Origin of the sequence: Kitasatospora sp. NPDC088548, assembly GCF_044753005.1 — a bacterium.
In the GTDB taxonomy this organism is placed as follows: Bacteria; Actinomycetota; Actinomycetes; order Streptomycetales; family Streptomycetaceae; genus Kitasatospora.
Genome location: NZ_JBIVMI010000021.1, coordinates 138,966 through 153,014, shown reverse-complemented (window position 1 = coordinate 153,014; position 14,049 = coordinate 138,966). Strand labels below are relative to the sequence as shown.

Genomic DNA, 14,049 nt, shown 5'->3' with positions numbered 1-14,049 from the left:
GGGCCAGACGGTCACCCTGAAGTTCGCCGGCACCGAGGACGTCTCGCTGCAGACCAGCTTCGTGATCGACGACACCGCGATCACCACCAGCTGACGGTTCGTCACAAGGCGGTGAGTGACTGGCCGCAGGCCGCCCGGGCTCGCTCCGGGCGGCCTGCGTGTGCTGTCCCCTCCCGGGGGGGGGGCGATCGCGGGGGCGGCGCGGTTCCTCCGGCCGGTGCTGCGCCTGTCGCTAGCGTCGGGCGAACCGCGTGATCGTGACGTCGTTGTCGAACGAGGTGCGGTCGATGACCTCGAAGAGGGTGGGGCTGAACTCCCCGTTGAATACGGGGATCCCCGATCCGGCGACCACGGGGTAGCTCTTGATGATCAGTTCGTCGATCTCGGGCAGCAGCGCGCCGGCGAGGAGGCCGCCGCCGCAGAGCCAGATGTCCTGGCCCTCCTCCTGCTTGAGGTCGCGGACCAGGGCGAGCGGATCGCCGGCGACCACGGTGACGTCCGGGTCGGTGTCGGGCGCGAGCGTACTCGACACGACGTACTGGCGCAGGTGGGCGTAGGGGCTAGTGAAGCCCGCCTGGAGGCCGGGGCGGTAGCTGCCGAGCCCCATCAGCACGGTGTCGAAGCGCCGGTTCGGGGCGTCGGCGAGGCCGTGGGCGGCGCGCATGAAGGTGGGGACGGTCTCGGGATGGCGGGCGATGGTCCACTCGGTGTAGGCGGCGGCCTGCTTCTCGTCACCGAGCGGGTAGAAGTCGAACTCTCCGCCGGGGCCGGCGATGTAGCCATCGATGGAGACGGCGACGTAGTACACGAGCTTTCGCAACAGCAACCTCATCGGTAGTACTCTGTCTGAAGTGGTTTGAACGTAGTACTACGACTGGAGTGGTGTCAATGGCGCGCAGGAACGACCAGCGGCGGGCCGCCCTCGTCGACGCCGCGATCGAGGTGCTGGCCAGGGAGGGCGCGCGCGGACTGACCTTCCGGGCGGTCGACACCGAGGCCGCCGTGCCGGCCGGCACCGCGTCCAACTACTTCTCCAACCGCGACGACCTGCTCACCCAGGCGGGCGCCCGGGTCTACGAACGTCTCCAGCCCGACCAGGCGACGATCGACCGGCAGCGGACGGGCGCGTCGGACCGGGAGCTGTACGCGACGCTGATGCGCGAACTGGTCGAGCGGGTCAGCGGCTTCCGCACGGGTTACCTGGCGCTGCTCGAACTGCGCCTGGAGGCCACCCGGCGCCCCGGTCTCCGCACCGTGCTGACCGAACGGGTCCGCGCCGACCTCGAAGCCAACGTGGCCTACCACGTGGCCGCCGGCCTGCCCGGCGACGCGACCGCCGTCCGGCTGCTCTACCTGGCGTTCAACTGGCTGATCGTCGAACAGCTCACCCTGCCCGGAGTCTTCTCGGAGGCCGAGCGCGAACAGCTCGTCACGGCCGCGGTGGACCGCATCGTGGCTCCGTGACGCGCCGCGGAAACGGCCCCGCCCGCCCGGTGGCCCGACCGGACAGGACCTCCCGGCCGCTCATGTGATCGCCGCTTGACCGGGAACCGACTCGATCGTTCTTCGGCACACGTGAATGGAGTCGAGATCTTCGGTGGCCGCGCCGGAAGTCGGCCGGTCCGACTTCCGGCGCAGCGGTGCTTCCCGGGCTTCCGGCGCGGGGTCTACCGCACCTCCGGCGGCCGCGCCACCTCCGGGACGCACGGCTCATTGGGCTCGCAGCTCATCGGGCAGATCTCGGGCTCGCACGGGGCCTCCGGGCAGTTCTCCGGCTCGCAGCTCTGCGGACAGTTCGGTGAGCACTGCGACGGGCCGAGCCACACCTGCTCGTAGATGCTCTGCCGCATACGGCCGAGCGGCTCGCCGTTCACGATCTGCGACAGCGTGTCGTGCAGGACGTTGCCGACCGGCCACTGCCTGGCCATGACGCACGGGTACACCGTGCCGTCGGGAGTGACACAGAGCTTGCCCTTCCAGCAGTGCCCGCACAGGCCGGAGAGCCGCGATTCCCGCGACATGACCTCTTGCGCCCGCCCGAACTCCCTGATGCGCCCGACCTTGACGTAGCGGACACCCAGCCCCTCGAGGAACCGCGTGGTGCGGTTGAGATCGTCCTCGTCCTGATCGATGGCGATGACCGAGGCCCGGGCCCCGACGCCGTGGCCGATGAGCTTCTTCAGGTTGCCGATCGTGCGCGTGTGGCTCGTCCTCACCTTGGTCACGGCGTCATGGACCGCGGGGTCGCAGGAGTAGACGGACGTCGCGAAGAGGATGTCGTTCTCGGCGGCGTAGTCGAGCGTTTCGTCGGTCAGGCGGGTCAGGTTGGAAAAGACCTCGATGAAGTCGTACCCGGTCTTCTTGGCCAACCTCAGGAGATGGTCGAAGTCGGAGTTCAACTGAGGCTCGCCGCCGATGAACTGGATCTTTCGACAGCCCAGCCGGTAGGCCTCTTCGATGACTCTCTCGTAGTGCTCTGTGGACAGGAGGTCGCGGTATCCGCTGTTCGGATGCGAGTCCGCGTAGCAGTGCACGCACTGCAGATTGCAGCGGTTGGTCAGTTCGAGCCAGAGGAAGTCGAGACCGTTCGGCGTCGCGCCGTTGTGATCCATCCGGAATACCTGCCCATCTCCTCCCCGTTCTGGCGCCACTCTCGCATCCACCGGCCGACGGGTGCCCGCCCAGGACCGTCGGCCTACGCCGGAGGGGTGACAGGGGTTCGCGACGCACGTGCTGCCGGCCATGGGCCCGGCTGTCAGAGGTGCGCAGTACGGTGCGGCCATGGCAGCCCGGATCGATCTGACACTCGACTGCGCGGACGCGCAGCTCCTCGCCGCGTTCTGGAAGACGGCGCTCGGCTACATCGACGAGCCACCGCCCGCTCCCTTCACAACGCGCGAGGAGTGGCTCGCACAGTTCGATCTGCCGGACGACGACTCCGAGGACGACGGCGCGTGGCTCTGCGATCCCGACGGTGTCGGCCCCCGGCTCTCCATCCTCAAGGTTCCCGAGCCCAAGGCGGCCAAGAACCGGCTCCACCTCGACGTCCGGGTGCCCGGACACGGCACTCCCGACGAGCGGTGGGCGCGGATCACGGCGGAGTCCGAACGGCTGGTGAAGGCGGGCGGGAGCGTCCTGGAGAAGTTCGACGGACACCACCTGGTGATGGCCGACCCGGAGGGCAACGAGTTCTGCGTCGCCGCGGCCCCGGCGTGAAGGCCCCGCCAGGGCGAGCCCTTTCGTCGTTCCGTACGGCTCGGCCGAGGTAGGGGGCCGGCCTGTGTCGAAAGGTCGAGCCGAAAGCCGTCCCGCAACCGGGCGGCGCGGTGAGATCGTGATGGCCGGTACCGGCACCGCAGGGAGTGGGGGCTCCGTTCATGGGCAACTTCGAGATCGACGAGGCGTTGGTGCGCTCCCTGCTGCGTGAGCAGCATCCGGATCTCGCCGGGCTGGACCTCCGGCCGGTGGCCGCCGGATGGGACAACCAACTGTGGCGCATCGGTGGAGAGTTGGCTGTACGTATGCCGCGCACGCCACGCGCCCCCGATCTCCTGCGCAAGGAGTGGCGGTGGCTGCCCGTCCTGGCCCCGCGCCTTCCGCTCCCGGTGCCGACCCCGGTACGGACCGGTGAACCGTCCTCGCGCTTCCCGAGGCCGTGGACCATCGCGACCTGGGTCCCCGGCGAACCGGGCGACCGCGCCCCGATCACCCGCGACGACCATGCAGCCGCCACGTTGGCGCGTTTCCTCAGGGCGCTCCACCGGAATGCGCCCGCCGGGGCGCCGGCCGGTTCGACCCGCGGCGTCCCGCTCAGGACGCGCACGCGCGAATTCGACGAGAAAGTCCACGTCATTGCCTCCAGTGACGTCGCCACTGACGTCCGGGAGGTCTGGGACGAGGCCGTCTCGGCGCCCGCGTGGGAAGACCGGCCGGTGTGGCTCCACGGAGACCTGCACCCCGCGAACGTCGTCATCTCGGACGGGACGCTCTCCGGTGTGATCGACTTCGGTGACCTCTGCGTCGGCGATCCGGCCACGGATCTCGCGGCCGCTTGGTTGCTCCTTCCCGCAGGCGCGGCTCCACGGTTCTTCGACGCGTACGCCGACGTGGACGAGACGATGATCCGGCGCGCACGGGGGTGGGCCGTCCTGCGCGCCGTCTCCCTCATCGGCATCGGCCGAGCCTGGGAGCGCGGGCTCCCGGGCGGCCAGCCGACGTGGGGGCGCGCGGGCCGGGCGGCGCTCGCCCGGGTTCTCGCAGCCGGCTGAGGGCTGTGTCACAACTGGGCAGGGCGCTCCGACAGTTCCCGGCCGGTGACGCCGGTGACACCGGTGCGGGACGGGCCGGCCCGGGAATCACGGAGTTGGTGAAGTCGTGCGTGGGGCAGCGGCCCCACGCACCGCTTCACGGGGGTCACGCCCGGGTCACCAGCGGTCGATGCCCATCGTGTTCGCCGCGGAGTGGATCGCGTTGTAGTGCGGGATCGACATGTCGGACTTCTTGTCCTTCGCGGGAAGGTTCCGGTCGGTCTGCCGGAACTCGTCGCGCGCCGCGGCGAGCAGGCTGGTCCCGTAGCTGACCGGCACGTCGTCCTTCCCGTGGACGGGGTGCGACTTGGCCGCCGTCTGGCTTCCGGCGTTGGCCAGGATGCTCCGGGCCTGGTTGTAGGCGGCCGGCTTGATCGTCTTGGGGTTTCGGTGCTCCGCCAGTGCACGCGCACCGGGCGCCGCCACGGCCTTCCCGGTGCCGGCGACGGCGGGGGTGGCCGGCGAAACCGGCCCGGCCGCGGCGGCGTGGGACGACGCCGGTACGGCCGCCGACAGCAGGGCGGAGGCGACGAGGGCACCGAGGACACTGATCAGACGTCGAACGTTCATGACCTGCCTAACGGCCCGGCGGCGGGCGGGTCACGGTTCGTAGCGGCACACGTAGCGGCACACCGGCCGGCACCTTGGGGGGCGGGTGAGGATCGACTGGCGTGCCATCCGCACCCGGACAAGGCCGAAGCGGCTCGCAGGGGGAATGCTCCCGGTCTCCGTCGTCCGGATCTCATCGGCCGGTGAGCCCGCCGACCCGGCTGACTGCCGGCCCGTCGAGTCCCAAGACCCCCGTGAAGCCGTCGACCACCTCTTCACCGCCCTCGACCCGCTCGCCCACCCCGCCCGGATGCGCGCGCTCGCCACGTGGGTGCAGGGCCTGGCCCGGAATGACGGTGACATGGGCCGACTCCGGCCGCTGCTCGGCGAGTTGGAGACCCGCGGACTGTACGGACGCAGGCTCGCCGCCTTCGCCGCGGCCATCGGAGGGAACGTCCCCTTCCTGGAGGCGCGGCTCGCGGACCCCGATGGTGCCGTCCGCGGCCATGCGCTGAAGTCCTCGCTCCGGCTGCCGGAGTGGCGCACCCTCCTCCGCGTCCTCCGCCGCCACCCCCACCCCGAGGTGCGGGAGGCGGCCCTGACGCTGACCACGGCGGCGGAGTAGCGGCAGGGGGCGGGGCGGCCGGAGCCGCGGCGTGGTGTCCCTCCATCCGGCGGTAGCCCGACGACACGCTCCTTCCCCCCGGCCCCCGCTGCCGGCGGCGTACTACTCTGCTGCTCCCTCGACATGTACCGACTCAGGGAGACGCTCACGCCATGAGGTACGAGAACGCCGCTGTCATCGAAGAGTTCAGGGCCAACGGGGGGAAGGTCGGCGGCCGCTTCACGGGGCTGGACATGGTCCTGCTCACCACCACCGGTGCGCGGACCGGCGCGTCGCACACCACTCCGCTCGCCTGCTTCACCGATGGCGACCGGCTCTTCGTCATCGCCTCCAACGGAGGGTCCGACCGGCACCCGGACTGGTACCACAACCTGGTCGCCCAGCCCGAACTCATCGTCGAGACCGGCCACGAGACCTACCGGGCGACGGCCGCACCGGTCATGGACGACGCCGAGCACGACCGGCTCTACGCGCTGGCGGAGGCCCGCCGGTCCAGGTTCGCCGAGTTCAGGGCCAGCACTGGGCGTCGCATCCCGGTGCTGACCATCGCCCGGAGCCCGGACACGGAGACGGAGACGGCCACGGACACGAACACGGACTGAGCCGGAACGGGCGACGGCGCCTACGCCGGGTCCAGCAGCCGCAGGTGGGACTGGGCCAGAGCCTCCACCATGGCCGAGGCCGCGGCGTGGGTGTTCTCGTGCGAGCGCGCCTCCATCCGCAGACGCCCCCCGCGGTGAATCGGCGCAGCGCCGCGTGGCCGTCCAGCAGCACGCCCACCTGCTCGGGCGGCATCGACGTACCCGTCGTCCGCAGGTCGACGAGGACGTGCGTGGCTCAGCGCCGAACCGGCCAGCAGGGCGACCGCGGTGGCGCCACCCGGCGATCGGGGCCCGGCCGCGGCACTGCCTCTGGAGGGTCAAGGGCAGCGGGACGGTCCGGTGGGGTGCGTCAGTCCTCGTCCGCCAGGGCCGCGTCGATGGCGGCCTCGGCGTGGAGGCGGGCCGTCGGGAAGACCGGGACGGGGCTGTCCTGCGGACCGATCAGCAGCTCGATCTCGGTGCACCCCAGGATCACGCCCTCGGCGCCGGCGGCGACCAGTTCTTCGATCACCCGGCGGTAGGCCGCGCGGGACTCCTCCCGGACGATGCCGAGGCACAGCTCCTCGTAGATGACCCGGTGCACCAGGGCGCGGCCGGCCGCGTCGGGGACGACGACGTCGAGGCCGTTCGCTTCGAGGCGGCCCCGGTAGAAGTCCTGCTCCATGGTGAACGCCGTGCCCAGCAGGCCGATCCGGCGCAGCCCCGCCGACCGGACGGCGCCGGCGGTCGCGTCGGCCAGGTGCAGCAGGGGGACCGACACCGCCGCCGCCACCTGGTCGGCCACCCGGTGCATGGTGTTGGTGCAGATCAGCAGCAACTCGGCGCCGGCCGCCTCCAGGGACCGGGCGGCCCCGGCGAGGATCTCGCCCGCCTCCGTCCAGCGGCCCTCGGCCTGGAGCTGCTCGATGGCGGCGAAGTCCACCGAGTACAGCACCAGTTGGGCGGAGTGCAGGCCGCCGAGGCGCTCGCGGGTCAGCTCGTTCAGCCGCCGGTAGTACTCGGCGGTGGACTCCCAGCTCATGCCACCGATCAGGCCCAGTGTCCTCATGGGGTCATGTATAACCCGCGAAATGCGCTGAGGGCAAAGCTGCGGTGGCGCGGGGTCGCAGGAGCGGCTCGCCAACAAAGCCGGCGAGCCGTCATGCACGATCGGGGCTAGAACGATCCCATCCGCTCCAGGTATTCGATGGAGCTGATTTGTCGGGAGGCGGACACCGCGGATCCGATCTGCGCCTCGCTCATTCCGAGAGTGAGGTGCGCGTCAGGGGCCACCTTCACGTCGAACTCCATGCTCCTGAAGGTCTGGACCCAGGTCTGCCATTCCTGCCTGGTCTGGGTGAATTCCCGGTGGAGCTGGGCCCAGTCCTGTGATGTCCTCGCCGCGTCGAGATCTCCCTCCACGTGCGTGAAGTATTCGCGTGCGGACAGCCAAGGCTTGGTCACCACGTCGAGCGGGCTCGTCAGCGAGCCGAGTTCGGCCGCAAACTGATTGGCGTTCTGGGCCGCTTTCTGAAGGGTGACGATGTCGTCGTTGAACTCGTTGATCTGCCCGCGCAGGGCCTCGATCTGGCCTTTGAGCTCGGTGATCTTTATCGAGGCGAGCGTGACGATCGTCACTGAGCCCCCGACCGCGGCAACAGCGGGTGTCAGAAGGAAAAGGCTCATACCGCCGGTGGCCGGGGCGAGGGCGATTGCCAGCACGCCCATGAGGATGCCGCCGAGCGTGCCGAGTGATCCGCCGACGATGGGCGCCACCTGGCCTGAAATTTCACCCTCAAGTGCGGTGATATTGCTGTTCAGGGACGTAACCTTGGCCCGGTCCGTCCCCTGGGTCCTGACGGCTTTGTCCGTGATACCCGTCAGTGTGCCCGCATCGGCTGCGAAGATCCCGGCCTGGCCCTGGAGACTCCCCACCATTGCGGACGCCTGCGCACGGTATCCTTCGAAACAGTCGCGAAGTGTGCTCACCCGGTCTCTCAGGAGGGCTTCTGTCCTCTTGTCTCCGGGATTGGCGGAAAGCCGGTCGGCGAATTCCACGATCTCCCCCAGGTAGGGGAGGACAATCAGGTCGGAGTCGCTGGAGAGGCCCCTGGGCATGCTGGCGAGCTGCTTCATCGTCGAGTTGGCCCAGGCACGCCGGCGCGGCCGTCCGCTGCGGAAGCTGGAGAGACGACGCCCCGGAATCCGATTCCCGGCCCGGCGGCGGATCGACCTCTGCACAGTCGGCCTGGCGGCCCAATTGATATCACGGCCGTGCGGCGCCTGGAAGGGAAAGATTTCGGCCAGCACGGGCGGGCGGTACGGCCTGGGTGAATGATCTTTTTCGGCCAGCTGCCGACCGGCCGGGGTGCCGCGTCGATTGTGACCGGTCCGACAGTCCGCAGGGGTTGGATTCGCTCTCGGCCCACCGGCCCGCGGCCCATTGCGATCGTGCACGTGCGGCCTCGCGCAATACGGCCACGGTGTGCGGCTTATGGCCGCGGTGAAGGTTTTGCCGCGAGGGGACCGAAAGCTTCAGACGGAGCCCGCCCGGCCACCCCGGGCCACAGCCCGGAGCGGCCCGGGGCCGACGGGGCCGGCCCTGGTGGGGGCGCGCTGTGCGGGATCAGGAGGCCCGCTCATGGGCGAGAGCGGCGCGGAGGCCGGCGGCCACCTTCATCATCGTCGAGGGTGAGAGGGCGCCTCGGTCCTCTTCGAGGTCGCTGCGGTGGAGCAACGCGGTGTCGTCGCACAGGACGTGGCCGACCAGCGGGTCGGCCGCCGTGAGCCGGACGATGCTGGGCAGGTCGGGCTTGACGCTCGCGGTCAGTCGAACGGCGAGGCAGTCCGACAGCGCACGGTTGCGGGCGTTGTCGGAAACGACGAGCCAGGGCTTCCGGCCTGTGCCGATGTCGGCCATGTAGACCCGGCTAGACCCGGCCTGGCACGGGGACGCGATCTCTGAACCCACAGTGACTCAGTCCCCCCGGTGGGCCGCGCGGGTGCGCACGGCTCGGCGGTCGGCGCGGTCCTCGTTGTCCTCGGCCGCTGCCAGGGCGGCATATCCGCCGATCATGACCTGCTCGGTGACGGCAGCCCGCCCGGTCAGGAGGAGGGCGTGCGGGGTCTCCGCCTCGGAGGCGTCGTCGGGCAGCAGCATCCCGGTCACTTGGCTGAGTGCCTCGTGTTCGGGCGTGCCCGGCGTGCGCAGCTGCTGGAGGTGGACCTGGTCCTCGTCGGTCAACGGGACGCTCTTGCGGATCCTCACCTTGGTCACATGTCGTGCGGCAGTCTGTGCTGCGTGGTAAGCGGCAAGGCAAGCAGCATGGCTGCGGCAGTCGTCGGACCGGGATCTTCCGTGATCTTTCAGCCCTCGCGGGGGATGCGGTGGTGCCAGTCGCGGGTGAAGAGCAGGCCGCCGGCTTCGAAGGCGCTGACATGGCAGTGGACGATGAAGTGGGTGGCGTCGCAGCGGAGTTCGGTACGGGTCTGGACGGTGGTGTCCCAGCCGATGTCGGGGCGTTCCAGGCGGACGCTGTGGTCGGTGCGGGCCTGGGCGCTCAGGGGGGCGGCGGTGAGGACTCGGTAGGCGGTGACGCTGTGCTCGTCGCGGACCAGGCCGTCGGGGTGGGTGCGGGTGCCGTCGGTGGCGGGGGAGAGTTCGACGCGCCATTCGTGGCGGCCGATGTCGTGGAGGGCGAGGCGTTCGGGGCGGGCGGTGAGCGGCTCGGTGACGTGGAGGTGGATCGGGTCGGGGAGGGCGGGGCGCTCGACGGTGAGGGGGGCGGCGCCCGCGTCGGCGGCGAGGTGGCGGACGGGGAGGGTGAGGGTGCTGCGGGAGGGGTCGAGGTCGAAGCCCGTCGCCCCGGGGGTGGGCCAGATCCACGGCCAGTAGGCGGAGGAGAGGGCGAGCCGGAGGCGGTGGCCGGCCGGGACGGTGTGGCCGGTGGCGGAGAGTTCCACGGTGGCGTCCGCGGGAGCACCGGCCGGCACGTCGGCGGACGGGGGGAGCGCCAGGACGCCCCGGCTGAGCAGGGTGGAGGTGCCGTCCGGGGTCACGTCGCAGAGCCGGGCGACGATCAGGCCGCCGCCCGGCCTCGCCTCGCCCGGGCGCAGCCGCAGCCGCAGGGACGGCAGACCGAGGAGTTCCAGCGGCTCCGGCAGCGGCTGGGAGTCGAAGCAGACCGAGCGCCCGTCCTCCTCGCGCTGGTCGGACGGCCGGTCGGCGGGACGCCCGAGCGGGATGTACGCCCCGGCGTTCAGGCCGGTGTGCTGGGGCGACCGGACCCGGACGAAGCGGTCGTCGGACGCCGTGCCGGCGGCGCGCAGCGGTCCGTCGAGGCCGTAGTGGATGTCGCGGACGTCGGGGGAGGGCCAGAGGTCGTCGCCGGCCCAGCGGGTGCTGATCCAGCTGCGCAGGGCGGGGCCTGCGAGGATGCCGGTGTCGATGTCCTTCAGCCAGTGGTCCCACCAGCGCAGCGTGTCCGGGAGGGCGTCGTCGGGCAGCCCGTGCGGCCAGGGGCCGACCAGGGCCCGGACGGGGACCGGGGCGGCGGACTCGTCGAGCAGGCGCAGCACCAGGGAGCAGGACGGGTCGTCCCAGCCCGCGACGGCGAGGGTGGGGACGGCGGCGGTGAGGCGGGCCGGTTCGTCCGGCCCCCGCGGCGCGAGCCAGGCCTCGACGGGCGGCTCCAGGGCGTTCAGCCGCGCGAGCCACATCGCCCGCCAGCCGTCGCCGACGTAGCGAGGGTCGGGCGGCCGGGCCGCGCCCGCGAGCAGGGCGGTGAGGCGGGCGTGCAGGCCGGCGGCGAGGACGGCGCCGCCGAGGCGGTGTCCGCCGTCGGGGCAGGCGGTGACGACGGCCCGCACGGCGTCCGGGGCGAGGGCGGCCAGCCGCAGGGCGGTGGTGCCGGCCCGGCCGTGGCCGAACAGGCCGACGCGGCCGCTGCACCACGGCCGTGCGGCGAGCAGGCGGATCACCTCGACGCCGTCGGCGAGCGCCGCCTCGGAGTGTTCGTCCCCGGGCAGGCCGCCGGAGTTGCCGTGGCCGCGGAGGTCGACGCGGACGGAGGCGTAGCCGTGGCCCGCGTACCAGGGGTGGCGGCGGGAGTCCTCGGCGGCCGTCCAGTCGGTGAGGCGGCCGGCGGAGTACTCCAGCAGCACGGGGACGGGCGCGTCGTCCAGCGGGCGCCAGACCCGGGCGTACAGCTCGGTGCCGTCGGACAGCGGGATGCGCAGGTCCTCGCGGGTGATGGGCCGGGGGTGCGACCGGCCGGCGGCGGGGGGAAGGGGCGAAGGCATGGCGGCTCCCAGCGATTCCCAGGGCTTCCCAGGGCTTCCCGGTGCGTCGCGGCGGCTCCCGGCGGCTCCCGGTCGGCGCCCCGTGGTGCGGGCGGGTGGTGGGCCCGCCCGCACCGCGGGCGTCAGCATTCCGACAGTAGGCGACGAGGCCGCCGATTTCCTGGTGAGCCTTCCCGGCGGGCGCCGGGAGCGGGCCCTAGGCCTTGGCGAGCCAGGCCGTGGCGTTGAGGGCGAGGGCGGCGTCGGTGCCCGCCGGGTCGTCCCAGCCGTTGAAGAGGGTGTTGCCCGGCTGGCCGGTGCCGTCGTCGACGGGGGAGCTGTCGCCCCAGATCGCGACCCGGCCGCTGCCGAAGGTGCTGGTGACGAAGAACGCGCCGGTGGTGCCGCTGTAGCCGGTGCGGTAGAGCAGGCCCTTGACCGACGGGTTGTCGGCGGGCTTGAGCGTGAACGTGGTGCCGTTGCGCAGGATCGAGCCGGTGACGGTGCCGAAGGCGCCGTGCAGCACCGGGTCGGTGGCGTCGTTGACCGCGCGCGGGTTGTCGGTGGTGATGTTCTTGAGGTCGACCGAGAACCCGAAGGGGTCGTTGTTGTTCACCCCGTTGTCGGTCAGCAGGTCGTTGATGATCGCGGGGGAGTCCCAGCCGTCGTTGTTGCGGTCGCTCTGGGTGTGGTCGGAGATGAGGAAGAGCCCGCCGCCGTTCTGGACGAAGCGCAGCAGGGCGGTCTTCTCGGCGGCGCTGAACCGGATGTTGGGCTCGGGGACGACGAAGGTGTCGAAGTTGGCGAGGTCGAGTGCGGCGCCGGTGCCGTAGCTGATGGTGGAGCCGGCGGGGAGGGTCTTGAGGCTGTACTGGCCGGTCTTCTGGAGGGCGACGCCCCAGGCGGAGAGGGCGCCGGTCCAGCTCTTCTCGGAGGTGGGGCCGGCGTTCTGGGCCAGCGGGTCGGGCTGGCTGGTGCTGATGATCCAGTCGGCGTTGCCGGCGGTCTCGGCCTTGCTGTTGTCGAACAGCACCCGGTGCTGGGTCCCGGCAGCCCGGGGAGCGGTGGCCTGGGGAGCGGGAGTGGCCGAGGCGCTGGGGGCGATACCGGTGAGGCCGGCCGCGAGCAGCGCCGCGGCGGCCAGTGCCGCAGCGGTTCGAATGCGGATCATATGCCGTTCCTCCGTGGTGAGTTGAGGTGTCGGCGCCCGAAGTATTCGCGCGTAGAACGTGAGTATCCGCGCGTGGCGGGGCCGCCGAAAGCCTCCGGAGGTTACAAGGATTTGTACGGTGCATGGCGATCGCCGGGACGGCCCTTCACACGCTCCGTGCCCGATCGCCGCCAATCCGTAATTGCACATGACTTGCAAGTACTTCCCCGCCGGGGGAAAGATGGCCCAGCTCCGTCGTCACCCCCCCCGAAAGGACGACACGATGTCCAGCCCCGCCGCAGGTGCCACCGCCGTCAGATGGCGCGACCGGCTCACCCGCGATGAGTGGGTCCGCCTGGCCGGCATGGGCGGCTTCATCCTCGCGCTGCACGTGATCGGCTGGTTCACCCTGCTCGCGGTCATCGCGCCCGAGCACTACGACGTCGGCGGCCAGGTCTTCGGCGCCGGTATGGGCCTCACCGCCTACACCCTCGGCATGCGGCACGCCTTCGACGCGGACCACATCGCCGCCATCGACAACACCACCCGCAAGCTGATGGGCCAGGGCAAGCGGCCGCTCTCGGTCGGCTTCTGGTTCTCGCTGGGCCACTCCTCGATCGTCTTCGGCCTCTGCGCGCTGCTCGCCTTCGGCATCCAGTCCCTCGCCGGGCAGGTGGAGTCGGACGACTCCACCCTGCACGAGACCACCGGCCTGATCGGCGTCTCCGTCTCCGGGACGTTCCTGCTGCTCATCGGTCTGATCAACCTGGGTGCCTTCAACGGCATCCTCAAGGTGTTCCGCAAGATGCGTCAGGGCGAGTTCGACGAGGCCGAGCTGGAGGCGCAGCTCGACAAGCGCGGCTTCATGAACCGCATCCTGGGCCGGGTCACCAGGGCCGTCACCAAGCCCTGGCACATGTACCCGGTCGGTCTGCTGTTCGGCCTGGGCTTCGACACCGCCACCGAGGTGTCCCTGCTGGTCCTGGCCGGCGGCGCGGCCGCGTTCCAACTGCCCTGGTACGCCCTGCTGGTGCTGCCGGTGCTGTTCGCGGCCGGGATGAGCCTGCTGGACACCATCGACGGTTCGTTCATGAACTTCGCCTACGAGTGGGCGTTCTCCAAGCCCGTCCGCAAGATCTACTACAACCTGACCGTCACCGGCCTGTCCGTGCTGGTCGCGCTGGTGATCGGCTCGATCGAACTGCTCGGGCTGCTCGGCGAGAAGCTGGACATCACCAGCGGGCCGATCGCCTGGATCGGCGAGCTGGACCTCAACTTCGTCGGCTACGCCATCGTCGGCCTGTTCGTGCTGACCTGGGTGGCGGCGATCGGGTACTGGAAGTTCGGCCGGGTCGAGGAGAAGTGGTCGGCCGGCCTGGCGACCGGGTCCACCACCGCCGAGCGCGAGTAGCCGCAGACGGCCGAGGGCCGGGGGGGCCCCGGGGGGGGCCCCCCGCCCCCCCGGCCCGGCCCCCCCACCCGGGGCCGGCGCCCGGCGGGGGCGGGCGCCGCCCCGGGGAGAGCCACGAGGGGGGGGGGTGGCCCCCCGGCGGCCCA

The 14,049-nt window shown here is 71.3% G+C and carries 14 protein-coding genes and 1 pseudogene; 6 read left to right on the top strand and 9 right to left on the bottom strand.

Annotated elements, in window-relative coordinates; translation table 11 throughout:
* Window positions 1-232: 232 nt before the first annotated feature.
* On the bottom strand, window positions 233-820 hold the full coding sequence (locus ACIP82_RS25550) for a dihydrofolate reductase family protein (RefSeq protein ID WP_400656552.1): 588 nt from the start codon (window positions 818-820) through the stop codon (window positions 233-235).
* A gap of 68 nt (window positions 821-888) precedes the next feature.
* On the opposite strand from ACIP82_RS25550, the gene ACIP82_RS25545 reads away from it, so the two are divergent.
* Window positions 889-1,464 (top strand): TetR/AcrR family transcriptional regulator, encoded by a 576-nt coding sequence (locus ACIP82_RS25545; protein WP_400656549.1) that lies wholly within the window; start codon window positions 889-891, stop codon window positions 1,462-1,464.
* Window positions 1,465-1,667: 203 nt separating this feature from the next.
* Here ACIP82_RS25545 and ACIP82_RS25540 read toward each other — a convergent pair whose 3' ends face one another.
* Entirely contained in the window at window positions 1,668-2,612 is a 945-nt protein-coding gene (locus ACIP82_RS25540; protein WP_363614999.1) for a radical SAM/SPASM domain-containing protein, read from the bottom strand.
* A 169-nt stretch (window positions 2,613-2,781) separates the two neighbouring features.
* Here ACIP82_RS25540 and ACIP82_RS25535 point away from each other — a divergent pair, with 169 nt between their 5' ends.
* A complete protein-coding gene (locus tag ACIP82_RS25535; protein WP_363615001.1) occupies window positions 2,782-3,216 on the top strand; it encodes a VOC family protein in 435 nt (144 codons plus the stop codon).
* A gap of 161 nt (window positions 3,217-3,377) precedes the next feature.
* Window positions 3,378-4,268: an aminoglycoside phosphotransferase family protein gene (locus ACIP82_RS25530; RefSeq protein ID WP_400656546.1), complete on the top strand. Its 891-nt coding sequence runs from the start codon at window positions 3,378-3,380 to the stop codon at window positions 4,266-4,268.
* 156 nt (window positions 4,269-4,424) lie between these two features.
* On the opposite strand, the gene ACIP82_RS25525 is transcribed toward ACIP82_RS25530, so the two are convergent.
* On the bottom strand, window positions 4,425-4,877 hold the full coding sequence (locus ACIP82_RS25525; protein WP_400656543.1) for a hypothetical protein: 453 nt from the start codon (window positions 4,875-4,877) through the stop codon (window positions 4,425-4,427).
* A 145-nt stretch (window positions 4,878-5,022) separates the two neighbouring features.
* On the opposite strand from ACIP82_RS25525, the gene ACIP82_RS25520 reads away from it, so the two are divergent.
* Window positions 5,023-5,481, top strand: a complete 459-nt coding sequence (locus tag ACIP82_RS25520) for a hypothetical protein (protein WP_363615007.1) — start codon at window positions 5,023-5,025, stop codon at window positions 5,479-5,481.
* A gap of 152 nt (window positions 5,482-5,633) precedes the next feature.
* The gene (locus tag ACIP82_RS25515) at window positions 5,634-6,083 is read left to right on the top strand and encodes a nitroreductase/quinone reductase family protein (RefSeq protein WP_400656541.1); all 450 of its coding nucleotides are present in this window, start codon (window positions 5,634-5,636) and stop codon (window positions 6,081-6,083) included.
* A 349-nt stretch (window positions 6,084-6,432) separates the two neighbouring features.
* Here the strand turns inward: ACIP82_RS25515 and ACIP82_RS25510 are convergent, their stop codons facing one another.
* The 6 genes and pseudogenes from ACIP82_RS25510 to ACIP82_RS25485 all read right to left on the bottom strand — a co-directional run.
* Window positions 6,433-7,131, bottom strand: a complete 699-nt coding sequence (locus tag ACIP82_RS25510) for an aspartate/glutamate racemase family protein (protein WP_363615011.1) — start codon at window positions 7,129-7,131, stop codon at window positions 6,433-6,435.
* Between the two features lie 107 nt (window positions 7,132-7,238).
* Window positions 7,239-8,372 (bottom strand): hypothetical protein, encoded by a 1,134-nt coding sequence (locus ACIP82_RS25505; RefSeq protein ID WP_400656537.1) that lies wholly within the window; start codon window positions 8,370-8,372, stop codon window positions 7,239-7,241.
* Between the two features lie 316 nt (window positions 8,373-8,688).
* Entirely contained in the window at window positions 8,689-8,982 is a 294-nt protein-coding gene (locus tag ACIP82_RS25500; RefSeq protein ID WP_400656535.1) for a type II toxin-antitoxin system PemK/MazF family toxin, read from the bottom strand.
* Window positions 8,983-9,039: 57 nt separating this feature from the next.
* The gene (locus tag ACIP82_RS25495) at window positions 9,040-9,339 is read right to left on the bottom strand and encodes a hypothetical protein (RefSeq protein ID WP_400656533.1); all 300 of its coding nucleotides are present in this window, start codon (window positions 9,337-9,339) and stop codon (window positions 9,040-9,042) included.
* Between the two features lie 89 nt (window positions 9,340-9,428).
* Window positions 9,429-11,363: a CocE/NonD family hydrolase gene (locus ACIP82_RS25490; RefSeq protein ID WP_400656531.1), complete on the bottom strand. Its 1,935-nt coding sequence runs from the start codon at window positions 11,361-11,363 to the stop codon at window positions 9,429-9,431.
* Window positions 11,364-11,562: 199 nt separating this feature from the next.
* Window positions 11,563-12,513, bottom strand: a pseudogene (locus tag ACIP82_RS25485) (hydrolase); the annotation flags it as partial.
* Between the two features lie 262 nt (window positions 12,514-12,775).
* Between ACIP82_RS25485 and ACIP82_RS25480 the strand changes: the two are divergent.
* Window positions 12,776-13,903, top strand: a complete 1,128-nt coding sequence (locus tag ACIP82_RS25480; RefSeq protein ID WP_363615024.1) for a HoxN/HupN/NixA family nickel/cobalt transporter — start codon at window positions 12,776-12,778, stop codon at window positions 13,901-13,903.
* Window positions 13,904-14,049: the final 146 nt, after the last annotated feature.